Genomic DNA, 21,906 nt, shown 5'->3' with positions numbered 1-21,906 from the left:
GTCAGACAGTCCCGGGGGTCGCGCCCGCGGCGACGGGTGCCTCGGCGGTCGGCCCGCCCGCCTCACCCGTCCGGTCGTCGTCGTGCCCGGCGACGGCACCGCGTGCGACCGGGTTGGCCAGCGTCCCGGCGTAGACGAGCGACGACGACTGGTCGGCCAGGTCGACCATCTGCAGCGTGTTGCGCAGCTGCAGCCGGTTGAGGCAGGAGTGCGCGAACCGCGGGGCGCGCAGGTCGACGCCCGACGGCAGGTCGGGGTGGTCCGCGGCGTGGGCGTCGATGGTCTCGGCCACGACGCCCCAGAACGTGCCCTCGGTGAGCACGCCGTCGGTGACGAGGACCGCGGCGAGGTGCCGCAGCACGCCGTCGAGCACGTCCGTGAAGATCGCCAGCGCCTTCTCGTCGTCGTCGACGACGGCCCGGACGCGCTCCACCTCGGGCGGCAGCGGGCGGGCGGACAGGACCGCGACCTCCTCGCCGATGTCCTTGAGCAGCGCGCCGACGGGCACGTGGTCCTGCCACACGAGCAGCACGTTCTCGCCGTGCGGCATGAACGCCAGGTCGTGGGCGCGCACGCAGTGCACGAGCGGGCGCAGGTAGACGCGCAGGTAGGCGCGCAGCCAGTCGGCCGGGTCGAGCCCGGACGCGCGGACGGCCGCCGTCGCGAACGCGTCGCCCGCGGCGTCGCGGTGCAGCAGCGCGGCCATCGTCGTCGCGCGCTGCCCGGGGGCGAGGTACGCGAACGGCTGCTCGCGCCACAGCGCCGCGAGCATCTTGCGGTGCGCGTTGGGCTGCGGCGTGCGGTGGTAGACGTCGCCCGTGTACCCGACGGACGCGCGCTCGCGCAGGACGCGGACGCCGCACCCGACGAGCTCCGGGTCGGTGTCCACGAGGTCCGCGACCCAGTCGTTGATCGCGGGCGTCGCGCGCATGTACGCCGGTGACAGCCCGCGCAGGAACCCCATGTTCTGGATCGCGAGGGCCGTCTTCACGTAGTGCCGGTCCGGGCGGTCGGTGTTGAGGAACGTGCGGATCGACTGCTGCGCGCGGTAGGTGTCGTCGGACTCCCCCAGCAGGACGAGGTCGCGGCGCGCGACGTCGGGGGCGAAGGTCACGGCCACGCGGTGCTCCCACTGCCACGGGTGCACGGGCAGGTACCGGTAGTCGGCGGGGTCGAGGCCCAGCACCCGCAGCCGCGCCTCGAAGCGCGCGCGGGTGGGGGCGTCGAGCTCGTGCCGGTACAGCGCGTCCTCCGTGAGCCCCGCGCCGGTGGCGACGTGGCTGAGCGCGCGCCGCGCGGCGAGCCACACCAGGCGCACGGGCCGGCCCGCCTCGGGCGCGTAGGCGTCGTGCTCGGCGACGCCGAAGCCGATCCGCCCGTTGTTCGCCACGAACGACGGGTGCCCCTCGGTCATGGCCTGCTCGACGGTCGCCAGGTCGGCGTGCAGCAGCTCGGCGCTGGTCGGGCCGCCGTGCGCACGCCGGTACGCGGCGCTCGCGAGCGTCGCGGACAGCTCCTCCAGGTACACGGCGAGCAGGTCGTCGCCGATGCCCAGCAAGGGCTGCAGCTCGAGCACCAGGTCGAGCACGTCGAGGTCGGCCGGGGCGCCCGCGACCTGCCGGGTGATCGTCCCCTGGTCGATCACCCAGTGCTCCAGCGCGAGGCGTCGCGCGCGGAACCGGTAGGCGACGTCTCCCGCCGGCGTGTCGAGCCCGACGACGTACGCGTCCGGGCCGGCCGCACGGTCGCGCGCCGGGGCGAGCAGACGCTCGTGCGCGAACTCCGCCAGCGCCTTGGTGACCAGGTGCCGCTGCGCGGCGGCCAGGTGCTCGGGCGTCAGGTGGTCGGCGGGGTGCGGGGTGGGGGCGGTGCGGGCGGCGGGTGCGGGGCGGGCGGTGCGGGCGGCGGGTGCCGTGCGGGGTGCGGGTGCGGTGCGGGTCGTCATCGCCCGTCCTCCCGGGCGGTGCGGGCGCCGGGGACGACCGGCGTGCCGCGCACCGTGGCGCCCGGACCGGTGGGGCCCGGAGCGGTGGGGCCCGGAGCGGTCGTGCGGCGCGGGCGGCTGCCGAGGCGGCTCGCGGCGAAGTCCTCCCGCGTGCACACCGACAGCGCGGCCCGCTTGCCCGGCAGGTCGATCTCCCGGACCACGCGGAACCCCGCCGCCGCGTTCTTCACGGCGATGGCGGTGTTGCGCACGTCCGGCTCGACGACGACCCGCTGGGCGCGCAACGTCTCGAAGCAGAAGCGCATGGTCGCCGCCATGACGGCGTCGGTCAGGCCGTGCAACGGCGCGCCCTGCGGCGGCGCAACCAGCAGGTGCATCCCGACGTCGCCCGCACGGGCGCGGTACAGGCCCTTGAGCAGCACGCGCGACGGGTCGTACGTCTCGACCATGAACGTGGGGCGGCCGTCGACGCGGCCGATCCACGCGTGCTCGTCGGTCGACGCGGCGAGCCGCTGCTGGTACGCCAGGACGTCGTCGAGGCCCAGCTCGGTCATCTGCCAGAACGCCGACGCGGGGTGCGTGAGCCAGTGGTGCAGCGTGAGGGCGTCGCGCTCGGGGACGACGCGGTCGAGGCGGACGGGCCCGATGCGTCGCCACGCCTCGTCGCGGACCGTCGGGGCCGACAGCGGCTCGGTCGGCAGCGAGCGTGGCGTGCTCATGCGCCCGTCCCGGCGAGCGCACCGACGGTCCCGGCCGGCGCCGGGCTGCCGTCCCGGGGCACCCCGAAGTCCTGGAACGCGATGCGCGTCTCACGCGGATACACCTCGCGGCCGCACACCGCGGCGAGGATCGTGGACGACCGCCACGCACCGAAGCCCAGGTCCGGCGCCGTCACTCCGTGCGTGTGCTCCTCGCCGTTCTGGACGAACACGCGGCGGCGGCCGCCGTCGACCGAGTAGTCCCGCGCGACCGCGAGACGCCCGTGCTCGTCGTGGTCGAGGCGCTCGGCGATGGGTGCGACGACGTCGGGGACCTGCGCGGCGTAGCCGGTGGCCAGCACCAGCGCCTCAGTGGTGCGCTCGTGCTCGACGCCGAGCTGCGCGTGGTGCAGCCGCAGCACGTAGCGCTCCCCGTCCCACACCGCCTGGCGCACCTCGGTGTCGGTCAGCAGGGTCGTCGGCACGGGCCCGGCGGCGCTCATGCGGTAGAGGGTGTCGTAGATGTCGTCGACGAGGGAAGCACTGATCCCCTTGGACAGGCCGCGCTGCTCGCGCGAGAGCCGGTCGCGCAGGGCCGTCGGCAGCGCGTGGAAGTGGTCGGTGTACTCCGGCGACGTCATCTCCAGCGTCAGCTTCGTGTACTCCATCGGAAAGAACCGCGGCGAGCGCGTCACCCAGTCCAGGCGCGGACCGCCGGGGCCGGTCGCGTCGAGCAGGTCGCGGTAGATCTCCGCCGCGGACTGCCCGGACCCGACGACCGTGACCGACCCGGCCGCGCGCAGCCGGTCGCGGTGCGGCAGGTACTGCGACGAGTGGACGACCGGCCCGTCGAGCCCGCGCAGGGCGGCGGGCACCACGGGCTGCGTCCCGACGCCGAGTACGACGTGGCGCGTGCGGTAGGACTCGACGCCCTCGGCGGTGCGGGCGTGCACGACGTAGAGGTCGTCGTCGTGCGGGTCGCCCTCGACGGCCGTCACGTTCCTCCCCCAGCGCAGGGACGGCAGCTGCTGCGCGACCCAGCGGCAGTACGCGTCGTACTCCGCGCGCAGCGGGTAGAAGCTCTCGCGGATGTAGAACGGGTACAGCCGCCCGGTGGCCTTCAACCACGCGAGGAACGAGTACCGGCTGGTCGGGTCGGCCATCGTCACGAGGTCCGCGAGGAACGGCACCTGGATCGTCGCGCCGTCGAGCATCATGCCGGGGTGCCAGCGGAACTCCGCGGCGCGGTCGAGGAAGACGGTGTCGAGGTCGAGGGGGTCCGCGAGCGCGGCCAGGCCCAGGTTGAACGGGCCGATCCCGACGCCGACGACGTCGTGCACGGGGGCGTCGGGACGGACGGTCGCGCGCGCGGTCACCGGGCCACCGCCTCGTCCTGGCGGAGCAGCTCCTCGCCCTCGAGGAGCGCGGCGGCGGTCTGCCGCACGAGGTCCAGGACGCCGCGGACGTCATCGACCGTGGTCGCGGGGTTGAGCAGCGTGAGCTTGAGGCACGGGCGGCCGTCGAGCGTGGTGCGGGCGACCAGGGCACGTCCGGAGTCGAACAGGACCCGGCGCACCCGCCCGACCAGGGCGTCCGCGCGGGCGTCGTCCAGCCCGGAAGGCTGGTAGCGGAACAGCACGGTCGACAGGTCGGTGGGCGACAGCAGCCGCAGGTCGGGGTCGGCGTCGACGACGTCGTGCACGGCGGCCGTCAGGTCGATGGTCGCGTCGACCATCTCCCCCAGCCGGTCCGGCCCGAGCGCGCGCAGCGTCGCCCACAGCTTGAGGGCGTCGAACCGGCGGGTGGTCTGCAGCGACACGTCGACCTGGTTCGGCTCGTCCTCGCCCGCGGGGTTGAGGTAGTCGTGGTGGTGGGCGACGAGCCGCAGGTCCGCCGCGTGCCGCACGAGCAGCGCGGAGGACGACACCGGCTGGAAGAACGCCTTGTGGAAGTCGACGGTCACCGAGCGGGCGCGCTCGACACCGTCGAGCAGGTGCCGGCGCGTGCGGCTGACGAGCAGACCGCACCCGTACGCGGCGTCGACGTGGAGCCACACGTCGGCGGCGTCGCAGACGTCCGCGACGGCAGCGAGCGGGTCGACGCAGCCGCGGTCGGTGGTGCCCGCGGTGGCGACGACGGCCATGGGGTGGCGGCCGTCGCGCTCGACGTGCCGCAGCGCGATCGCCAGGGCGTCGGGGCGCATGCGGCCGCGCTCGTCGACGGGCACCAGGCGGACCGCGTCGTGCGCGAGACCCAGGAGGCGCGCGGACCGTTGCACCGAGAAGTGGCTGGACGCCGACGCGAGGACGACGAGGTCCGCGAGCACCGCCCCGGGCCGGGTCGCGAGGGCGTGCTCGCGGGCGACCAGCAGCGCCTGCAGGTTCGACTGCGTCCCGCCCGACGTGAAGACCCCGCCCCCGGCGACGAACCCGACGCGTCCCGCGGTCCACGCGACGAGCCGGCGCTCCATGAGCGTGCCGACGGTCGACTGGTCGTACGTGTCGACGCTGGGGTTGACCGCCGCGAGCACGGCCTCGGCCGCGACCGCGGGCAGCGCGACCGGGCAGTTGAGGTGGGCGGTGTAGGCAGGGTCGTGGAACCAGACCGCGTGCTGCGCGAACAGCTCGTCGACCTCCCGCAGCGCCGCGGGCGTGCCGCAGCCGGGGCCGTCGAGGTCGACCGCGTCGACGAGCACCTGGAGGTGCTCGCGGCTCGCACCGGAGAACGGCTGGGTGGTGGTGCGGAACCGGGTCGCGACCCGGTCGACGGTGCCGCGCAGCGCGTCGACGTAGGCGTCGGCGCTCGCGGCGGACAGCAGCTCGTGCACGCGTCTACTCCCCTGGACGGACACGCGCGACGGATCGCCCGCGTTGTGAGGTGCACCTAAGTGAGGCGCGGCTAACCTACGCGAACAGGAGGATTCGTCAAGGGTCGGTCCGCCGGGCGCCCCACGTCCGGGCCGACGTCGGCACGGGCTCACCCGGTGGACATCCGTCCAGGTCAGCGCCTCGTCGCCGGGACCGCGGCCCCACTCAGGGACGCGCCACCCGGCGTCCCGCGGCGGCCCGCAGGCGGTCTGCCAGTGCCGCGACCTCGTCGCGCAGACCGTCCGGGGTGATGACCTCGAAGTCCCCACCCAGCCCGGCGAGCATGCGAGCCATGCCGTCGAGGCGCTCGGCGCGCGCCTCGAGCAGGACACCGTCGGCGTGCTCGCTCAGGCGCCCGACGCTGGGCGGCAACTGCTCGCGCGCCTGCGCCAGGGTGGTCCGCAGCACGACGGCGACCTCGTGCGACCACGGCACTGCCCCGATGCCCGCCACCACGCGCTCACCGGCGTCGAAGTCGGCAGGCACGTCGTAGGAGCCGTCGGCCTGCTCGACCGAGGCGATGCGGTCCAGGCGGAACGTCCGCACCTCGCCGCGACCGTGGTCGAGCCCGGTGACGTACCAGCGGCCGGAGTGCAGGACCACGCCGTAGACGTCGAGCTCGCGCCGCGACTCCCGGCCGTCCCAGGCGGTGTACGCGATGGTGACGGTGCGGCGCGCCTGCGCGGCGGAGGCCAGACGCAGGAGCGTGTCCGTGCCGGCGGGCACGGCGGCACGGACCGGCGCCGTGAACTGCGCGGTCGACAGCAGGCTCTCGATCCGTCCGCTCAGGGCCCGCGGCAGGACGCGCGTCACCTTGGTCAGCGCGCCGGCCGCCGCCACGCTGCCGGTGGTGGCGAGGCCCGCACGCTCCGCGAGCGTGAGACCCAGGACCACGGCCACGGCCTCGTCGTCCGTGAGCATCAGCGGCGGCAGCTTGTGGCCGGGCGCGAGCCGGTACCCGCCGTACCGGCCCCGCTGCGACTCGACGGGGATGCCGAGGTCGGCCAGGTGCTCGGCGTAGCGGCGGACGGTGCGCTCGTCGACCCCGAGCGCGGCGGCGAGGTCGGCGACCGTGCGCTGCCTGCCCGTCTGGAGCAGCTCGAGCATCGCGAGGACGCGAGCGGTCGGGCGGGTCACGAGCCTCCTCCGCACCGCGGGCGGTGTCCCGTCGGGCGCGTTCTGCATACCGGGCGGATCCTGTCCACAATCAACCGTAGCGTCGCGGTCATGACCACCACCACCTACGTCCTCGTCCCCGGCTTCTGGCTCGGCGCCTCGGCCTGGCGCAGCGTCGCGGACTCGCTGCGGGAGCAGGGCCACGCCGTGCACGCCGTCGACCTCACCGGCATGGGCGAGCGCGCCCACCTCGCCACTCCCGAGACCGACCTGACGACCCACGTCGACGACGTCGTGCGCCTCCTGGAGGAGCACGACCTGCACGACGTCGTGCTCGTCGGGCACAGCTACGGCGGGCTCGTCATCACCGGCGCCGCCGACCGCGCGCCGGAGCGCGTGGCCCGCCTGGTGTACGTCGACACGGGCCCGCTGCCGGACGGCACGGCCCAGGCCGACTTCGACGGGCCGGAGGCCCGCTCGGCCAACGAGCGCGTCGTCATGACCGACGGCGACGGCTGGAGGCTCCCGCCGCCGCCGTGGGCCGCGCTCGCCGCCGACGTGCCGGAGGTCGACGACGCGACGGTCGCCACGCTCGTCGCGGGCTCGCAGCCCCAGCCCTGGCGGACCGCCACCGAGCCGGTCACGCTGACGGGCGCGTGGGAGCGGCTGCCCCGCACCGGGGTGCTGTGCACCTTCGGCGTCGAGCAGATGCGCGAGATGGGCCAGCACGTGCCGGCGCTCGCGCACATGGTCGACGGCGACTGGACGTACGTCGAGCTGCCGACGTGGCACTGGCCGATGGTGAGCCGGCCGGCGGAGCTCGCCGAGGTGCTGGGGTCGGTCGCCGGGTAGGCGGGCCGGGCTGGGCCCGGCCTACGTCGGCCTGCTGGCGAGCGCACCGACCTCGGCGGCGTGTTCACCTCACGGGGTTCGCGCCGTCGACGAGTCCGAGAGCCCGACCGGTGCTGGAGCTGATCTGAGCTGGCCGTCGAGCGCCAGGGGACCCCGCGGCAGCAGGCGCCTCCCGCTCACCGCCGCAGCGGGAGCCAGTCGAGGACGTTCACGATGTGCTCGTCCCAGAACGCCCAGTCGTGGTCACCCGGGTGCACGTGCGCCTCGACCTGGACACCCCGCGCCGCGGCCCGCTCGACGAACGCGTGCTGCGTGTCCAGCAGGTCGTCCTGCGCCCCGCACGTCGCGAACAGCGCGGGCAGCGTGGCCGGATCGGCGCGGTCGAGCAGGGCGAGCAGGTCGTCGTCGGTGCCCGCGGGGTCGGCGCCGCCCCACACGTGCGGCACGAGCTCGTCGCGCACGAACCGCGCCCGCTCCCCGCCGACGACCAGCGCCCCCGACAGGCTCGCCGCCGCCGCGAACCGCCACGGCTCGCGCAGCGCCCACTTGAACGCGCCGTACCCACCCATCGACAGGCCGGCGACGAACGTGTCCTCGCGGCGGTCGGAGACACGGAAGAACTGCTGCACGGCCTGCGGCAGCTCCTGCGACAGGAACGTCCAGTACCCGCCGCCGTGCACCTCGTCCGCGTACATCGACCGCCCACCACGCGGCATGACGACCGCGAGCCCGCGCTCGGCGACGTACCGCTCGATCGACGTGCGGCGCGTCCAGATCGTCTCGTCGTCCGAGAGCCCGTGCAGCAGGTACAGCACGGGCGGTGGGCCCTCGACGTCGGCGCCACCCATGCCGATCTGACCGCGCGCCGACTCGGGCAGCAGCACGGTCGCGGCCGTGCTCACACCCAGTGCCTCGGAGAAGAAGTGACAGGTCAGCAGCGCCATCGCCGGTGGTCCTTCCGTGGCCTGGTCCTCGTGTGGGCCTGGTCCGACCGTAGCCCGGGAGCTCCGCGCGTGCCGCGGACGAGGCGTCCGACCACGGGAGGACGCCCCGACGGCGCGGTCGCGCCTACCGTCCGGGCGTGGCTGCTCGGACCGTGATCGCGCTGGCCGGTAGCGTGCTCGTCGCCGGCTACGCCGTCCTGCTCGGCGTCGACGCCCTGGTGCTCGACCCGCGGGCCGCGGCCCCCTGGCTCACCCCCGCCGAGCTGGAGCACGCGCTGGCCGGGAGCGACTGGCGGTCCGCGCGGACGCTCGTGCTCGTCGCGGTGGCGCTCGGCGTCCTGCTGCCGGCCGTCGGCGTGGTGCTGGTCGCACGGCTGCGCCCGCCCGCCCGCGCGGTGGCTGCCGCCTACCTGGTCCTGCTCGCGCTCGGAGGGCCGGTCGGGTTCGTCGTGACGTTCTCGACGGGCATGACCGTGGCCGACGAGCTCGGGGTGTCCGGTGGCGTGCACTCGTCGACGGGTGTCGCGCTGCGCGTCGTCGCGGGCGTCGCGTCCTGCGCCGCCGTCGCCGCGGTGGTGCTGGCCGCACGCCGGCCCGCACCCGCCCGCGCAGCGCGGTAGCCGACCGCCGCCGGCTCGCCCGGGTCCGCTGACCCGGCCGCGGTGCGCACGCGGGACGACGACTCGTCATCCCGCGTTCGCGCGGCGTTGGTTTGATCTCTGTCAATATAGAGCCATGTCGAACCAAGCCGACGGGAGGCCGCGCCTCTCGATGCTCGACCGCTGGCTGCCGGCCTGGATCGGGACGGCCATGGTCGCCGGCCTGGTGCTGGGCAGGTTCGTCCCCGCTCTCGGTGACGGGCTCGCACGCCTCGAGGTCGGGGGCATCTCCCTGCCGATCGCGCTCGGGCTGCTGGTGATGATGTACCCGGTGCTCGCGAAGGTCCGCTACGACCGGGTCGCCGCGGTGACGGGTGACAGGCGCCTGCTGGTGAGCTCGCTCGCGCTGAACTGGGTCGTCGGGCCGGCGCTGATGTTCGCGCTCGCCTGGCTGCTGCTGCCCGACCTGCCCGAGTACCGCACCGGGCTGATCGTCGTGGGCCTCGCACGGTGCATCGCGATGGTCGTGATCTGGAACGACCTCGCCTGCGGCGACCGTGAGGCCGCCGCGGTGCTGGTCGCGGTCAACTCGGTGTTCCAGGTGGTGGCGTTCTCGCTGCTGGGCTGGTTCTACCTCACGGTGCTGCCGGGCTGGCTGGGTCTGGACTCCGCGGGCCTGGACGTCTCCGTGGGGCAGATCGCGGTCAACGTCGCCGTGTTCCTCGGCATCCCGCTGCTCGCCGGCTTCGCCTCCCGGTGGATCGGTGAGCGGGCGCGCGGGCGCGACTGGTACGAGGAGCGGTTCGTCCCGCGGGTGGGTCCGTGGGCGCTGTACGGGCTGCTGTTCACGATCGTGCTGCTGTTCGCCCTGCAGGGTGAGGCCGTCACGTCGCGACCGCTCGACGTCGCCCGGATCGCGCTGCCGCTGCTGGTCTACTTCGGGGTCATGTGGGCCGTGGGCCTGGCCGCCGGGCGTGGCCTCGGGCTGGGCTACGCGCGGTCGACGACGCTGGCGTTCACCGCCGCGGGCAACAACTTCGAGCTCGCGATCGCGGTGGCGATCGGGACGTTCGGCGCGACCTCGGGCCAGGCGCTGGCCGGTGTGGTCGGTCCGCTGATCGAGGTCCCGGTCCTGGTCGCGCTGGTCTACGTCAGCCTCTGGGCGCGGGACCGCTGGTTCCCGCCCTCCCCGACCTCCCCCTCCGCCGCCGAGCCGCAGGAGGCACGCTCATGACGACGACCGACGTCACCGCGGGCGGTGGCTGCACACCGCAGACCTCGCCCGCCGACCGCGCGATGGGAGCCGACGCCGCGGCCCACGTCGCCGCCACCCTCAAGGCGCTGGGTGACCCGCTGCGCCTGCGGATGCTGTCGCTCATCGCCGCCACGCCGACCGGTGAGGCGTGCGTGTGCGACCTGGCCACGGTCGCCGACGTCTCCCAGCCGACGGTGTCCCACCACCTCAGGCTGCTCAAGGACGTCGGCCTGCTGACGTCCGAGCGCCGCGGGACCTGGGTGTACTACCGCGTGCAGCCGGCGTTGCGCGGTGCGGTCACCACGCTGCTGGACTCCTTCGCCCCGGCCGCGGCGCAGGCCGCGACCGCGGTGCCGCTGGCCGGCCTCACCGACGCCGAGGACGCCCTGGTGCGGATCGCCGACCGGCTCGTCGCGACCTTCCCCGACCGCGACCCCGGGGCGGTGCTCAGCGTGGTCCGCGAGTCCTACACCGGTCTGGCCCGGTCCTCGGCGCTCCGCTCGCACCTGGTCGTCAACGCCGAGCGCTTCGCCCGCCAGCGGCTGACCGACACCGCCCGGTCGCTGGACGCCGCGGGCACCCGCCCGCAGGTGCTGTTCGTGTGCGTCGCCAACGCGGGCCGCTCCCAGCTCGCCGCCGCCCTGCTGCGCCACCACGCCGGCGACGCCGTCACCGTCCGCTCCGCCGGGTCGACGCCCGCCGCGGACGTGCACGCCGCGGTCCGCCCGCTGCTGGCCGAGCTCGGCGCGGACGACGACGCGTTCCCCAAGCCCTTGACCGACGACGCCGTCCGGGCGGCGGACGTCGTCATCACCATGGGCTGCGGCGACACCTGCCCGGTCCTGCCCGGCAAGCGGTACGAGGACTGGGTCGTCGGCGACCCGGCCCTCGCCTCCGAGGCCGGCGTCCGCGCGATCCGCGACGAGATCGACCGGCGCGTCCGCGCGCTGCTCACCGACCTGCTGCCCGACCTGACCCTGCCCAGCACGTGACCCCCGTGGAGACCCGATGAGCGACACCAAGCCGTCCGCCCTGTTCGTCTGCGTGCACAACGCCGGCCGCTCCCAGATGGCTGCGGGGTACCTGCGGCACCTGTCCGGCGGGGCCGTCGAGGTCCGCTCCGCCGGGTCCCTGCCCGCCGAGAAGATCAACCCGGTCGCCGTGGAGGCGATGCTCGAGGAGGGCATCGACATCCGGGCCGAGCGCCCCAAGGTCCTCACCGCCGACGCGGTCGAGGCGTCCGACGTCGTCGTCACCATGGGCTGCGGCGACGTCTGCCCGATCTTCCCCGGCACGCGGTACGAGGACTGGGCCCTGGCCGACCCGGCCGGCCAGGGCATCGAGGCGGTCCGCCCGATCCGCGACGAGATCCGCGGCCGCGTCCTGGCCCTGCTCGCCGAGCTCGGCGTGGAGCCCGTCACCGCCTGACGCGGACGCGGCGAAGGCCGCACCCCGGGTGGGTGCGGCCCTCGCGTCCGGTTCGCGCCGGGCAGCGGGACCGGCCACGCCCGGGGGCGGCTCGCGCTGGTGAACCGCCGTCGATCACGCGTCCTGGGGTGCGGGCTTGCGGGCGCGCACGATCGCGCCGTGCATGCCGTCGGCCACGGTGTGGGTGAACTCGACCTCGGCGTCGACGAACCCCGCCGCCGCCAGGCCCTCGAGGTACTCGGTGCGCGACAGCGCCCCGGCGATGCACCCGACGTAGGACCCGCGCTCGGCGCGCTGCTCGGGAGTGAGATGGTCCTCGGCGACGACGTCCGAGATCCCGAACCGGCCGCCGGGCACCAGCACCCGGAACGCCTCGGCCAGCACCGCCGGCTTGTCCGGGGACAGGTTCACCACGCAGTTGGAGATGACGACGTCGACCGTCGCGTCGTCCAGCGGGAGGTCCTCGATCGTGCCCTTGCGGAACTCCACGTTCGTCGCACCGGCCTTGGCCGCGTTGGCGCGGGCCAGGTCCAGCATCTCGTCGGTCATGTCGACGCCGTAGGCGAACCCGGTCGCTCCGACCCGCCGGGCGGACAGCAGCACGTCGATCCCGCCGCCCGAGCCCAGGTCGAGCACCCGCTCACCCTCGCGCAGCTCGGCGACCATCAGCGGGTTGCCGCAGCCCAGGGACGCCGCCAGCGCCTCGGCCGGCACCGCCGCCGCGTCCTGCGCCCCGTACAGCGCGGCGCCGAACCGCTCGTCGATCACCAGGTCCGTCGGCCCGTCCGTCGGCCCGCACCCCCCGACCGGGTCCCCGCCGCAGCAGCCCGCGTCCCCGCTGCCCTGCACGGCTGCCAGCGCGTAGCGCGCCCGGACCTGCTCCCGGATGTCCTGTGCCATCACTTCTCCTCATATTGATGCCCGTCGATACCCGAGAGTGGACCAGGCATCGACGGCTGTCAACATCGACAGGCGTCAATGCGTGGCGCATGATGCCTGCATGGCTCTCGACCTGCTCCCGGTGACCTCGACCGCGTCGACGGGCTGCTGCAGCCCCGCCACCGGCTCGACGATGAGCGCCGAGGACGCCGAGCGCACCGCCCGCACGCTCAAGGCCCTGGCCGACCCGGCGCGGCTGCGGCTGCTGTCGCTCATCGCCGCCCACGACGGCGGCGAGGCGTGCGTGTGCGACCTCACCGAGCCGGTCGGGCTGTCGCAGCCGACGGTGTCCCACCACCTCAAGGTGCTCACCGACGCCGGCTTCGTCACCCGGGAGAAGCGCGGGGTCTGGTCGTACTACACCCTCGTCCCCGACGCGGTCCGGGCGCTCACCGCCCACCTCGGTGCGCACCTGCTCGACGCGGTCGACGCATGACGACGCTGCACCGGTCCGCGCTCCCGACGTCACCGACGACGTAGCCCGCGACCCAGGAGGCCGGGCGCGACCCGAGGCGTGCACGGTGGCCGCACCCGCCGGGCGTGGCAGCGTGCCGGTGTGGGACACGCCCCGGTGGGACACACCGGGCGTTTGACGCTGGTCACCCGAACGGCTGAGGTGGGGCGTCACCCACCCCCTTGACCTGCACCGGAGGTCCGCGTGCTCGCCGCCACCGTCCCGCCCCGCCGCACGGACGCGACGGGACCGGCCGCACGATGATGGGGGCGCACCACGCCGCGTGCGGGGCGGCCGCGTGGGTCGCGGTCGCCTCCACCGCGCCGTACACCCTCGGGTGGTACCCGGTGTCGCCGCTGGGCGTCGTGGCCGGCGCGCTCGTGTGCGCGGGTGCCGCGCTCGCCCCGGACGCCGACCACCACGACGCGACGATCGCGAACTCGCTGCCGCCGGTCTCGCAGTGGGTGTGCGACGCCGTCGGCGCCGTCGCGGGCGGGCACCGCAACGGCACGCACTCGCTGCTGGGCGTCGCGGTGCTCACCGGTGTCGCGTGGGCGGCCGGGCACCTGACCGTCGACACCGAGGCGCTGGGCGAGCTCGCGCTCGGGGCCGGGGTGCTGTCGCTGCTGCTGGTGGCGTTCGCGGCGCAGGCGCTGCGGCTCGGGGGGAACCGACGCCTGCACGCGTGGGCGCTGGCCCTCGCCCTGGCCGGGTTCGTCACCGTCGCCGCGCCGACGGAGTGGACGTGGCTGCCGGTGGCCGTCGGGCTCGGGGCGAGCGTGCACGTCGTCGGGGACCTGCTCACCACGGGCGGGGTGCCGCTGCTGTGGCCGTGGGAGCCGCGCCCGCCGCGCTGGTGGCGACGCACCCCGGTGCTGCGCGACGTGTGGCGCTCGGGCGGCAACGTCGCACTGCCCGTGCTGGGGTCGGCCGGGTCGTGGCGCGAGTGGCTGATGGTCGTACCGGTCGGGCTGTACGCGACGTACGGGGTCACCACCGCGGTGGCCGCCGGCACCCTGACCTCGCTGGGCTACGACGCGGACGCGGTCCTCGGCCGTGTCGTCGAGCTCGCCGGTGCCGTGGTCGCGACGGCCGCGGTCATCGGCACGGCGCCGCTCCCGGGCTGACGGGCCTGCGGCCACCGGCGCCACCGTCGACAGTGGGCGCCCGTGACACCGCACCCGGGGGCCGACCCGCCGTCCCTGGCAGGTCGGCCCGCTCGCGCTACCCCGCCTCGACGGTGACCCGCAGCGGACGACCGAGGCCCACCGCCAGCCGGTCGACGCCGTCGTCGAGCGCGCGCCGGGCCGCCGGGCCCTCGTGCGCCCACCGCACGGTCAGGTCGCCGTCGCGCTCGGCCCACGTCCCGACGACCACGCCGCCGACGACCACCAGCGGCGTCCCGCGGGTCGCCGCGGTCCGCCACGCGGGAGGGACGACGTCGCGGTCCGCCGTGCCGGGGCCGAGCACCCACTGGTCGTACCCGGGCAGCAGCCGCACCGCATCGGTCGGCTCGGCGGCGAGCAGGTCGTCGACGTCCTCGCGCAGCACCAGCGCGTCGCGGCCGCCGACCTGCACGGTGGTGAGCCGGTCCCCGACGTCGGCCGTCCACCGCGCCAGCCGTCGTCCCGCGCTCAGCCCGTTCCCGAGCCAGTACTGCAGGCCGTCGGGCGTCGTCGGGCCGTACGCGCGGACGTACGCCTCCACCGCGCGGGGCCCGGCGTCGTCGAGGTCCGGGATGCCCGGCCACCCGGGGACGTGCGCGAGCGCCTGCAGCGTCGTGCGACGGTCGCGGGTGGGTCCCAGGCAGAGGTCCCCCTGCCAGGCCAGCGCCTTGAGCAGGGCCCACGCCCCGCCCTCGACCGCCGGCCCGAGGTGCCGGTACGCGGGCCGCGCGGTGAGCGCCGCGACCAGCTCGTCGTGCGTGAGCGGGCCGTCGTCGAGGACCTCGCGGACGGTGGCGCGGAAGGCCGGCCAGTCCTGCGGCTCGAGGCCGTAGTACTCGCGCCAGCTCCGCAGCTCCCACTGCCGCCCGGAGCCCCGGACCGCCAGGTGCACCGCGGCGTCGTCCGGCGTCATGACGTGCACGCTGCCGCGGAAGGTGAACGTCCGGATCAGCCGGCCGTCCGCGAGCGCCGCGGCGACCTCCCCCTCCGCGGGCGCCGCCTGCCGCGTCCGCACCGCGAGGTCGACGTCGGACTGCGCGGGGAGCGCGACGAGCCCACCGACGACGTCCTCGGCCGTGGACCCCCCGGGCGGGACCAGCCCGTGGCGCCCCAACCGCCACGCGAGGGCCTGGGCTCGCGTGGCGGTTCCCGCCGACTCGTCGTCGCGCATATCGATCAGCGTGCCGCAGGCCCGGGCTCGACGGAAGTGCCGGGTGCCGGCGCTGCTGTTCCGGGCCCGCTGGCAGCTCGTGTCGGTGCCCGCACGTACGGTCGGACGGACAGATCGGAACGACGTCCGGGGGCGGCATGTCCGAGAACCAGCTCCTCGAGATCGACCGCGAGCTGCGCGGCGGGGACGCGGCGGCCGCGTCCCTCGCGGAGCAGCGGGCGGGGTTCGAGGCCTACTGCGCGCGACCCGCCGCACCTGACGTCACGGTGACTCCCGTGACGGTCGGCGGCGTCCCCGGCCTGAGGGCGGAACCTCCGACGACGACGGCAGGCACGCTGCTCTACCTGCACGGGGGCGGCTACTCGATCGGCTCGGCGCGCTCCGGGCTCGCGCTGGCCACCGCCCTCGCCCGGCGCGCGGGGACGAGCGCCGTCTCGCTCGACTACCGGCTGGCGCCCGAGGCGGTGTTCCCGGCGGCGGTCGACGACGGAGTGGCCGCCTACCGGGCGCTGCTCGACCAGGACCCGCCGGAGCGCCTTGCCATGGCCGGCGACTCCGCCGGCGCCGGCCTGGCCCTGGCCGTCCTGCTGCGCGCGCGGGACGCCGGCCTGCCGCTACCGGCCGCCGTCGTCGCGATGTCGCCGTGGGTCGACCTCACGCTGACCGGCGAGAGCCTGCGCACCCATGAGGCGCTGGACCCGATCTTCGATGCGGCGGGGATCGCGCAGATCGCCGCCCTCTACCTCGGGGGCGCCGACCCGTCCGATCCCACCGCGAGCCCTCTGCACGCCGACCTGCACGGACTGCCGCCGCTGCTCGTGCAGGTGGGCTCCCACGAGGTGCTCCTCGACGACGCGACCCGGCTCGCGGCACGCGCCGCCTCGGCGCACGTCGACGTCGTGCTGGAGGTCGTCGCCGGGGCGCCGCACGTCTTCCAGCACTTCGCCGGACGGCTGGAGGAGGCGGACCTCGCCCTCGACCGCGCCGGCCGGTTCCTCGCCGACCGCCTCGGGCGCTGAGCGCCGCCACCCCCCAGCGGTCGCTGCGCGTGACGTCGTTGCCGACGCCCCGCAGCCAGGCCGTCAGGCCCTCCGGCCCTCCGGCGCCGCGCAGCAGCAGGTTGCCCGCGGTGTTGTCGCTGTACCGGCCGGCCGCGTCGCCCAGCTCGCGCCATGACATGCCGGCACCGACGCGCGTCTCGGCGACCGGCGAGTACGTCACCAGGTCGTCCGCGGTGACCGGCACGATCTCGTCCATCCCGCCGACGCCCCGGGACGCGAGCACGGCGACCGCCGCGAGCGGCTTGAACGTCGAACAGAACGCGAACCGCTCGTCCGCGCGGTGGCTGACGGTCCGGCCCTGCGCGGTGTCCAGCGCGTGCAGCCCGAGCCGTACGCCGTGGCGCGCCTCGACGTCCGCAAGCGCGGCGGTGAGGTCGAGCGACGACGGCGGCGTGGGGGCCGCCGACGCGGTGGGCGCGCGCGTGGGCGGCGGCGTCCTGCCCGCGTCGGGACGGGCCGGGGCTCACGCGGCCGCGAGGGCGACGAGGCCGATCCCCAGCACGCCGCGACGCGTCGGCGGACGACGCGTCGGTTCGCTCACAGGAACAGGCAGAACGGGTGGCCGTCCGGGTCGAGCATGACGCGCACCTCGTCCTGCGGCTGCGGTGACGCCTCGCGCGCGCCGCACTCCAGCGCCCACGCGACGGCGGCGGGCAGGTCGTCGACCTGGATGTCCAGGTGCTGGGTCGAGCGCTGCTCGCCGGGGCGCGCGGGCCACACCGGTGGGCTCCACTCACGCTCGTGCTCGAGGTTGATCGTCATGCCCACGTCCCCCGGCAGGGGCTGGACCTGGGCCCAGCTGATGCCGAGCGGGTCGTCGGGCGCCGCCTCGTCGAGGTGGGTGATCCGCCCGCCGAGCAGCCGCGCGTAGAACCGCGCGGCCTCGTGCGGACGCGGTGTGCTGATGCTGATCGACGTGGCGCGCAGGCGTGGCGCCCCGCTGGAGACGTGTTCACCGGGCGGGATCGTGCCGAAGGTGTCGTCGCTCATGGCCCGATGCTGGCACCGGGGTGCGACATCCGCACCCGACCCGGCGGGCCGTGGTCACCTCCCGGTCGCTACTCGCCGCCGCTGAAGAACCCGCCGTCGAGGATCCGGCTGTAGCGCAGCCGCAGCGCGCGCTCGGTGCTCGCGGCGATCGTGGCGACCACGAGCGCGATGTTCGCCGTCTCCGGCAGGCGGAACGGGCCGGTCCACGGGCCGATGACCTGCGCGACGGGCGGGATCGCGGTGAGCTGCTCGACGATCTGCGGGGCGCCCAGCACGAGCGCGACGAGCAGCACGCTCACCGACGCGAGCGCGAGGGCGCGGCTCAGCGCCGGGTGGTTCCGGTCCAGGCGGGCACGCCACCCCTCGGCCGAGGCCGGGTCGGGCACGAGCTGCCGCACCGACCCGTCGTGCCGCACGTGGTGGATGCGCCGCAGCCCGTACCCGCTGGTCGCGACCTCGATCGCGCCGTCCGGCACCGGGAAGGCCGCGGGGAGCGTCGCCGTGGCGTGGCGCAGACCGTCGAGGTAGAGCTCGGCCCGCACCTCGCCGTCGTCGTCACCGCCGTGCCGGACGTCGACGGACCAGGTGCGCGGTGCACCGGCCGGGTCAGTCAGGTGCAGGTGGAACAGGGAGCGGGTGAGCAGCTGCCAGGGGCGGTAGGGCGTCAGCGCGTGCCCGTCGCCGGGCTGCACCGTCGCGGTCCTGCGTGTCATGGGTCCTCCTCGTTGTCCTCCGGTTCGGGTGTGCGGGTGCCGCCGCGGCCACAGGGGCCGCGACGGCGACATCGCTGCGAGTTCCCGATCCGGGGTCTCATGTCGTCAGACCCCCACGACGTGGGTGAGCGCGAGCCAGAGCCCCACCGTGGTCAGGGTCGTCCACAGCACGATGGCCACGGCCTGCCAGAGCAGGACCCAGCGGCGAGGGCTCCCGCCGGCGACGAGGATCGCCGCGGTGAACTGCGTCGGGATCGCGAACGGACCGAGGATGCTCGCCCCGGGGACGCCGAAGCGGTTGAGCCACGTGAGGACGCGCTGGCGCCCCTTCGAGAGCGGCTGGGCGGGCTCCGGTTCGGCGAACCCGTCGACCGCCTGGATGTCCGGGGTGGCCGGGCCGCCGACGGTCGCCTTCACGCGCGTCCGGTGGACGACGGCCGTGCGGGCCCGTGCGGTGAACGCGACCACGAGGGCCACGGACAGGAAGTTGCCGGTGGCGGCGGCGACGCCCGCGACGGCCGGATGCAGCCCTCCGACGAGCCCGACCATCGCGCCGAGCTCCCCCTCGACGAATGGGATGGCGCCGGCGAGCGCGACGATGAAGGGCTGGAAGAACTCGGGCACCTGGGCCACGAGCTCCTGGAACCTGACGATGAGCTCCTGCAACGAGGTCATGATGTCGTCTCCTGTGCGAGTCACGGATCGAGCGGTTCTCGATCACGACCCGAGGAGACACCGTGTTCTCGGAACAGGGTCAAGGGGTGGGTGGCGACCCCTCCCCGTCGGCGTCGCCGCGCGCCGCCAGGACCTCCTGCGCGATCTGGTGCCCGAGGACGGCGGCGCGTGTCAGCACGTCCCGCTGCGCCGGGTTGTACAGCGCCGTCACGGCCTCGACGAACGTCTCCTGCGCGACGCGCCCGCTCGTCGCCAGGTGCCCGGCCGGGTCGCTGAGCCACGGGTAGTCGACGAGGTTGCGCGCGATGCCCTGCGCGATCGTCTCGGCGAGACGCTGGCGCGTCGGCTCGTCCGCGTCGGGGGGCAGCGCGTCGAGCTCCTTGCCGTCGTCGCCGGCCTCGGCGTCCTCGGCGACCATGTCCCGCAGGTCGGCCAGCGCGCTCTCGTCGTAGAGCTTGGAGTAGATGTGGATGACCGACCTGTCGACCTCCGAGAGGTGCTCCGCCACCGACGCGAACCCCGCGGGCACGTCGGGCGGCGCGTTGTTGCTGAGGATCGCGGCGATCTCGCCCCGCGCCTGCTGCAGCTGCTCGATCTTCGCGGCGAGGTCGGCGTCCACCTCGCGCAGCCGATCCGCCGTGCCCGCGCTGTCGGCCACGCGGTCGACCTCGGAGAGCGGCACGCCCAGCTCGGCGAGGCGCCGGATCCGCAGCAGGCGCACCAGGTGCGGCACGCCGTACTTCTTGTACCCGTTGTACCGGCGGTCGGGCTCGGCGAGCAGGCCGAGCCGGTGGTAGTGCCGGATCGTGTTGACGGTCGTCCCCGCCAGGTCGGCGAGCTCGCTGGTGCTCCAGGCCATGGGGCGCTCCTCGTCTGCCGGCGGTGCCGAAGTCTGTCAGTCGCGGGCGACCCGCCGCAGCAGGTCCAGCAGCGTGCGCTGCTCGTCGGCGTCGAGCACCTCGAGCCGCGCGCGGGCACCCTCGTGGCGGCGTGCGGACATGCGGTCGAGCAGGTCGTGGCCGGCGTCGGTGAGGTCGACGAGCGTCGCGCGCCGGTCGTCGGGGTCGGGGACGCGCCGGACCCAGCCGTCCTGCTCGGCCTGGTCGACCTTCGAGGTCACGGAGCGGGGCGCGACGTCGAGGGCGACGGCCAGCTCGCCGAGGCGCTGCGGGCGGTCGCACCGGTCGAGGGTGCGCAGCAGGCGCAGCTGGCCGGGGGTGATGTCGTCGCCGAGCCGTTCGGCGGCGTCCCGGCGGACCGTGCGCAGCACGTCGTGCAGGAGCTCGAGGAGCTCCTCGGACGGCTCGGAGGGACGGTTCCGGTCGGGTCGGGGCCGTCCCGCGGTGCCCGCGGGGGGCGCGCAGTCACCCGGGCGCGGCTGGTCGCCGTCCGGTTCCTGCGCGTCGTCCGTCACGCCTCGAGGTTACCGGGGAACCCTCGAGAGGTGACCATCACTCACGGTGAGGCACGCTCAGCGGTCGTTCGGCAGGGCGGCCTCCTGGACCACCGGCCGCCCGCCCTCGCCGTCACGTTCCTCGGAGGCACCGGCCACCGACGCCGCGCCGACCGGGGCCCCTTCCCCACCGGAGCCGTCCGGGTCCCCCGGGTCCTGCGGCGCTGCCTCCCGGTACGTCCGCGAGATCGTCCGGTACGCCCGTGAGCGGAGCCCGAGCGCGGCGACGAGCGCCATCGTCAGACCGCCGACGAGGAACACGAGCCCGATGCCGCGGGCCTCGCCCTCGCCGAGCAGCGGGCGCAGTGCCTCCCGGCCCGCGTCCGAGCGTGCGTACGGCAGGATCCACACCTCGGCGAGGGGCGCCACGAGGAACGCCGCCACCGGCGCGGCAGCGCTCTCCAGCGCCATCGCCAGGCCGAACACCCGGCCCTGCCGCTCGAACGGCACGACCCGTTGCAGCACCGTCTGCTCGGTGGCCTCGACGACGGGGATGAGGCACATGTAGAGGAAGAGCCCGGCGACGTACAGCACCGCCGACTCCCGGACGGTGAACGTGGCCCCCAGCACCCCCATGACGACGACGACGAGCAGCATCGTCCGCATCGGGTTGCGCCCCAGGCCCCGGGCCGCCACCACCGCACCACCGACGAGGAAGCCGGTCGAGCCGAGCGCGAGCATGAACCCCCACATCTCGACCGAGAACAGCTCCAGCCCGTAGGGGTCCATGAGCGCCATGTAGATGCCGCCGATGAGGTTGTTGAAGGTCGCGAACACGATGAGCGCGAACAGGCCCTGCGCGGCCCGCACGACGGCGATCGACCCGCGCAGGTCGATCGCCGCGCGGCCCGTCCCCTCCGTCGCGGCGGCGACCCGGTCACCGGGGAAGCGCACGACCATCAGGTGCGCGATCGTCAGCACGAGGAGGCCGAGGACGACGACGACGGTGCCGCCCATGCCCAGCAGCGCGATCGACAGGCCGCTGACGACGCTCGTCGCGATGAACGAGATCCCCTGCACGGTGCCGACCAGGCCGTTCGCCCGCGCGCGGTCCTCGTCCGGGACGAGGATCGTCACGCTCGTCGACAGCGCGAGGTTGCGCATGTGCTCGACGACCGCACCGATGAGGATGATGCCCGCGAACACCCAGAACCACGGCGCGCCGAGGTCGAGAAGCGTCCGTTCCGGCACGAGCAGGAAGACCCCGCCGGCGAGCGAGAACGCGAGCAACGAGAACACCGTCGAGGCCCGCATGACGACGAGCTTGCGGTGGTGGTCGACGAAGCTGCCGAAGAAGACGGCGCTGAACGAGACGGCGAGCATGTACGCCCCGCCGATGAGGCCGGTGGCCAGCACGGAGCGGGTCTCGAGGTACGCCCAGAACGTGAGGGCCCACCACAGGTAGTTCGTCGTGAGGTTGGCCACCGCGGTGTTGGCGAGCAGGTGGGCGAAGGTGCGCATCGCGGTCGGCGGGGAGCTGCCGTCGTCGGGCACGGGAGACCTCCTGGGCGGGTGACGTCTGCCGGGGTCGACCGTCGCCGGCCGCAGAAGTCGTCGGGGTACCGGCGCCTCGGCGGTGC

22 protein-coding genes and 1 pseudogene are annotated in these 21,906 nt (G+C 75.0%); 8 read left to right on the top strand and 15 right to left on the bottom strand.

Going from position 1 to position 21,906, the window contains the following annotated elements; translation table 11 throughout:
• Position 1: 1 nt before the first annotated feature.
• The 5 genes from KG103_RS01020 to KG103_RS01000 form a co-directional block, all read right to left on the bottom strand.
• The gene (locus KG103_RS01020) at positions 2 to 1,945 is read right to left on the bottom strand and encodes an IucA/IucC family protein (protein WP_207340229.1); all 1,944 of its coding nucleotides are present in this window, start codon (positions 1,943 to 1,945) and stop codon (positions 2 to 4) included.
• Positions 1,942 to 2,664 carry a GNAT family N-acetyltransferase gene (locus KG103_RS01015; RefSeq protein ID WP_207340228.1) on the bottom strand — a complete coding sequence of 241 codons (723 nt, stop codon included), beginning with the start codon at positions 2,662 to 2,664 and terminating at the stop codon, positions 1,942 to 1,944. Before KG103_RS01015 ends, KG103_RS01020 begins: the two co-directional genes overlap by 4 nt.
• Entirely contained in the window at positions 2,661 to 4,019 is a 1,359-nt protein-coding gene (locus KG103_RS01010) for a lysine N(6)-hydroxylase/L-ornithine N(5)-oxygenase family protein (RefSeq protein WP_207340227.1), read from the bottom strand. The genes KG103_RS01015 and KG103_RS01010 overlap by 4 nt, the downstream gene beginning before the upstream one ends.
• Complete coding sequence (locus KG103_RS01005; RefSeq protein WP_207340226.1) at positions 4,016 to 5,470, bottom strand: pyridoxal phosphate-dependent decarboxylase family protein; 1,455 nt, start codon at positions 5,468 to 5,470, stop codon at positions 4,016 to 4,018. Before KG103_RS01005 ends, KG103_RS01010 begins: the two co-directional genes overlap by 4 nt.
• A gap of 205 nt (positions 5,471 to 5,675) precedes the next feature.
• A complete protein-coding gene (locus tag KG103_RS01000) occupies positions 5,676 to 6,647 on the bottom strand; it encodes a helix-turn-helix transcriptional regulator (RefSeq protein ID WP_207340225.1) in 972 nt (323 codons plus the stop codon).
• A 90-nt stretch (positions 6,648 to 6,737) separates the two neighbouring features.
• On the opposite strand from KG103_RS01000, the gene KG103_RS00995 reads away from it, so the two are divergent.
• The gene (locus KG103_RS00995) at positions 6,738 to 7,478 is read left to right on the top strand and encodes an alpha/beta fold hydrolase (RefSeq protein ID WP_207801227.1); all 741 of its coding nucleotides are present in this window, start codon (positions 6,738 to 6,740) and stop codon (positions 7,476 to 7,478) included.
• Positions 7,479 to 7,654: 176 nt separating this feature from the next.
• On the opposite strand, the gene KG103_RS00990 is transcribed toward KG103_RS00995, so the two are convergent.
• Entirely contained in the window at positions 7,655 to 8,422 is a 768-nt protein-coding gene (locus KG103_RS00990) for an alpha/beta hydrolase (RefSeq protein ID WP_207340224.1), read from the bottom strand.
• A gap of 137 nt (positions 8,423 to 8,559) precedes the next feature.
• Between KG103_RS00990 and KG103_RS00985 the strand changes: the two genes are divergently transcribed.
• The 4 genes from KG103_RS00985 (at position 8,560) to KG103_RS00970 (ending at position 11,704) form a co-directional block, all read left to right on the top strand.
• Positions 8,560 to 9,042: a hypothetical protein gene (locus tag KG103_RS00985; protein WP_207340223.1), complete on the top strand. Its 483-nt coding sequence runs from the start codon at positions 8,560 to 8,562 to the stop codon at positions 9,040 to 9,042.
• Between the two features lie 115 nt (positions 9,043 to 9,157).
• On the top strand, positions 9,158 to 10,255 hold the full coding sequence (gene arsB / locus KG103_RS00980) for an ACR3 family arsenite efflux transporter (RefSeq protein WP_207340222.1): 1,098 nt from the start codon (positions 9,158 to 9,160) through the stop codon (positions 10,253 to 10,255).
• Complete coding sequence (locus KG103_RS00975) at positions 10,252 to 11,268, top strand: metalloregulator ArsR/SmtB family transcription factor (RefSeq protein WP_207340221.1); 1,017 nt, start codon at positions 10,252 to 10,254, stop codon at positions 11,266 to 11,268. Before arsB ends, KG103_RS00975 begins: the two co-directional genes overlap by 4 nt.
• A 16-nt stretch (positions 11,269 to 11,284) precedes the next feature.
• Positions 11,285 to 11,704 (top strand): arsenate reductase ArsC, encoded by a 420-nt coding sequence (locus KG103_RS00970; protein WP_207340220.1) that lies wholly within the window; start codon positions 11,285 to 11,287, stop codon positions 11,702 to 11,704.
• Positions 11,705 to 11,818: 114 nt separating this feature from the next.
• Here KG103_RS00970 and arsM read toward each other — a convergent pair whose 3' ends face one another.
• A complete protein-coding gene (gene arsM / locus KG103_RS00965) occupies positions 11,819 to 12,604 on the bottom strand; it encodes an arsenite methyltransferase (protein ID WP_207340219.1) in 786 nt (261 codons plus the stop codon).
• Between the two features lie 100 nt (positions 12,605 to 12,704).
• Here arsM and KG103_RS00960 point away from each other — a divergent pair, with 100 nt between their 5' ends.
• Entirely contained in the window at positions 12,705 to 13,079 is a 375-nt protein-coding gene (locus KG103_RS00960) for an ArsR/SmtB family transcription factor (protein ID WP_207340218.1), read from the top strand.
• A gap of 278 nt (positions 13,080 to 13,357) precedes the next feature.
• Positions 13,358 to 14,224, top strand: coding sequence for a metal-dependent hydrolase (locus KG103_RS00955; RefSeq protein ID WP_207340217.1), 867 nt, complete (start codon positions 13,358 to 13,360; stop codon positions 14,222 to 14,224).
• A 97-nt stretch (positions 14,225 to 14,321) separates the two neighbouring features.
• Here the strand turns inward: KG103_RS00955 and KG103_RS00950 are convergent, their stop codons facing one another.
• Positions 14,322 to 15,434 (bottom strand): DNA glycosylase AlkZ-like family protein, encoded by a 1,113-nt coding sequence (locus KG103_RS00950; protein WP_207340216.1) that lies wholly within the window; start codon positions 15,432 to 15,434, stop codon positions 14,322 to 14,324.
• A gap of 137 nt (positions 15,435 to 15,571) precedes the next feature.
• Here KG103_RS00950 and KG103_RS00945 point away from each other — a divergent pair, with 137 nt between their 5' ends.
• Positions 15,572 to 16,453, top strand: coding sequence for an alpha/beta hydrolase (locus KG103_RS00945; RefSeq protein WP_207340215.1), 882 nt, complete (start codon positions 15,572 to 15,574; stop codon positions 16,451 to 16,453).
• Here the strand turns inward: KG103_RS00945 and KG103_RS19150 are convergent.
• The 7 genes and pseudogenes from KG103_RS19150 to KG103_RS00910 form a co-directional block, all read right to left on the bottom strand.
• Positions 16,398 to 16,808, bottom strand: a pseudogene (locus KG103_RS19150) (serine hydrolase); the annotation flags it as partial. The gene KG103_RS00945 and the pseudogene KG103_RS19150 sit on opposite strands and share 56 nt — an antisense overlap.
• A 224-nt stretch (positions 16,809 to 17,032) precedes the next feature.
• Positions 17,033 to 17,485: a VOC family protein gene (locus KG103_RS00935; RefSeq protein WP_207340214.1), complete on the bottom strand. Its 453-nt coding sequence runs from the start codon at positions 17,483 to 17,485 to the stop codon at positions 17,033 to 17,035.
• A 68-nt stretch (positions 17,486 to 17,553) separates the two neighbouring features.
• Positions 17,554 to 18,198: a hypothetical protein gene (locus KG103_RS00930; protein ID WP_207340213.1), complete on the bottom strand. Its 645-nt coding sequence runs from the start codon at positions 18,196 to 18,198 to the stop codon at positions 17,554 to 17,556.
• Between the two features lie 105 nt (positions 18,199 to 18,303).
• On the bottom strand, positions 18,304 to 18,873 hold the full coding sequence (locus KG103_RS00925) for a small multidrug efflux protein (RefSeq protein WP_207340212.1): 570 nt from the start codon (positions 18,871 to 18,873) through the stop codon (positions 18,304 to 18,306).
• A 79-nt stretch (positions 18,874 to 18,952) separates the two neighbouring features.
• Positions 18,953 to 19,732 carry a MerR family transcriptional regulator gene (locus KG103_RS00920; RefSeq protein WP_207340211.1) on the bottom strand — a complete coding sequence of 260 codons (780 nt, stop codon included), beginning with the start codon at positions 19,730 to 19,732 and terminating at the stop codon, positions 18,953 to 18,955.
• A gap of 36 nt (positions 19,733 to 19,768) precedes the next feature.
• Positions 19,769 to 20,287 (bottom strand): MarR family winged helix-turn-helix transcriptional regulator, encoded by a 519-nt coding sequence (locus tag KG103_RS00915; RefSeq protein WP_207340210.1) that lies wholly within the window; start codon positions 20,285 to 20,287, stop codon positions 19,769 to 19,771.
• A gap of 57 nt (positions 20,288 to 20,344) precedes the next feature.
• Positions 20,345 to 21,787: an MFS transporter gene (locus tag KG103_RS00910; RefSeq protein WP_207340309.1), complete on the bottom strand. Its 1,443-nt coding sequence runs from the start codon at positions 21,785 to 21,787 to the stop codon at positions 20,345 to 20,347.
• Positions 21,788 to 21,906 lie beyond the last annotated feature (119 nt).

The sequence above is a fragment of the Cellulomonas wangleii genome, assembly GCF_018388445.1.
Taxonomy (GTDB): domain Bacteria; phylum Actinomycetota; class Actinomycetes; order Actinomycetales; family Cellulomonadaceae; genus Cellulomonas; species Cellulomonas wangleii.
This window is presented reverse-complemented; position numbering and strand designations above follow the sequence as displayed.

What these genes read in the sequence shown, in the direction of transcription:
- KG103_RS00990 (WP_207340224.1), bottom strand. Translation starts at nt 8,422, where the DNA reads ATGGCGCTGCTGACCTGTCACTTCTTCTCCGAGGCACTGGGTGTGAGC.
- KG103_RS00950 (WP_207340216.1), bottom strand. Translation starts at nt 15,434, where the DNA reads ATGCGCGACGACGAGTCGGCGGGAACCGCCACGCGAGCCCAGGCCCTC.
- KG103_RS00935 (WP_207340214.1), bottom strand. Translation starts at nt 17,485, where the DNA reads ATGAGCGACGACACCTTCGGCACGATCCCGCCCGGTGAACACGTCTCC.
- arsB (WP_207340222.1), top strand. Translation starts at nt 9,158, where the DNA reads ATGTCGAACCAAGCCGACGGGAGGCCGCGCCTCTCGATGCTCGACCGC.
- arsM (WP_207340219.1), bottom strand. Translation starts at nt 12,604, where the DNA reads ATGGCACAGGACATCCGGGAGCAGGTCCGGGCGCGCTACGCGCTGGCA.
- KG103_RS00925 (WP_207340212.1), bottom strand. Translation starts at nt 18,873, where the DNA reads ATGACCTCGTTGCAGGAGCTCATCGTCAGGTTCCAGGAGCTCGTGGCC.
- KG103_RS00930 (WP_207340213.1), bottom strand. Translation starts at nt 18,198, where the DNA reads ATGACACGCAGGACCGCGACGGTGCAGCCCGGCGACGGGCACGCGCTG.
- KG103_RS00995 (WP_207801227.1), top strand. Translation starts at nt 6,738, where the DNA reads ATGACCACCACCACCTACGTCCTCGTCCCCGGCTTCTGGCTCGGCGCC.
- KG103_RS00970 (WP_207340220.1), top strand. Translation starts at nt 11,285, where the DNA reads ATGAGCGACACCAAGCCGTCCGCCCTGTTCGTCTGCGTGCACAACGCC.
- KG103_RS00910 (WP_207340309.1), bottom strand. Translation starts at nt 21,787, where the DNA reads ATGCGCACCTTCGCCCACCTGCTCGCCAACACCGCGGTGGCCAACCTC.
- KG103_RS00920 (WP_207340211.1), bottom strand. Translation starts at nt 19,732, where the DNA reads ATGGCCTGGAGCACCAGCGAGCTCGCCGACCTGGCGGGGACGACCGTC.
- KG103_RS01020 (WP_207340229.1), bottom strand. Translation starts at nt 1,945, where the DNA reads ATGACGACCCGCACCGCACCCGCACCCCGCACGGCACCCGCCGCCCGC.
- KG103_RS00975 (WP_207340221.1), top strand. Translation starts at nt 10,252, where the DNA reads ATGACGACGACCGACGTCACCGCGGGCGGTGGCTGCACACCGCAGACC.
- KG103_RS00955 (WP_207340217.1), top strand. Translation starts at nt 13,358, where the DNA reads ATGATGGGGGCGCACCACGCCGCGTGCGGGGCGGCCGCGTGGGTCGCG.
- KG103_RS00945 (WP_207340215.1), top strand. Translation starts at nt 15,572, where the DNA reads ATGTCCGAGAACCAGCTCCTCGAGATCGACCGCGAGCTGCGCGGCGGG.
- KG103_RS01015 (WP_207340228.1), bottom strand. Translation starts at nt 2,664, where the DNA reads ATGAGCACGCCACGCTCGCTGCCGACCGAGCCGCTGTCGGCCCCGACG.
- KG103_RS00960 (WP_207340218.1), top strand. Translation starts at nt 12,705, where the DNA reads ATGGCTCTCGACCTGCTCCCGGTGACCTCGACCGCGTCGACGGGCTGC.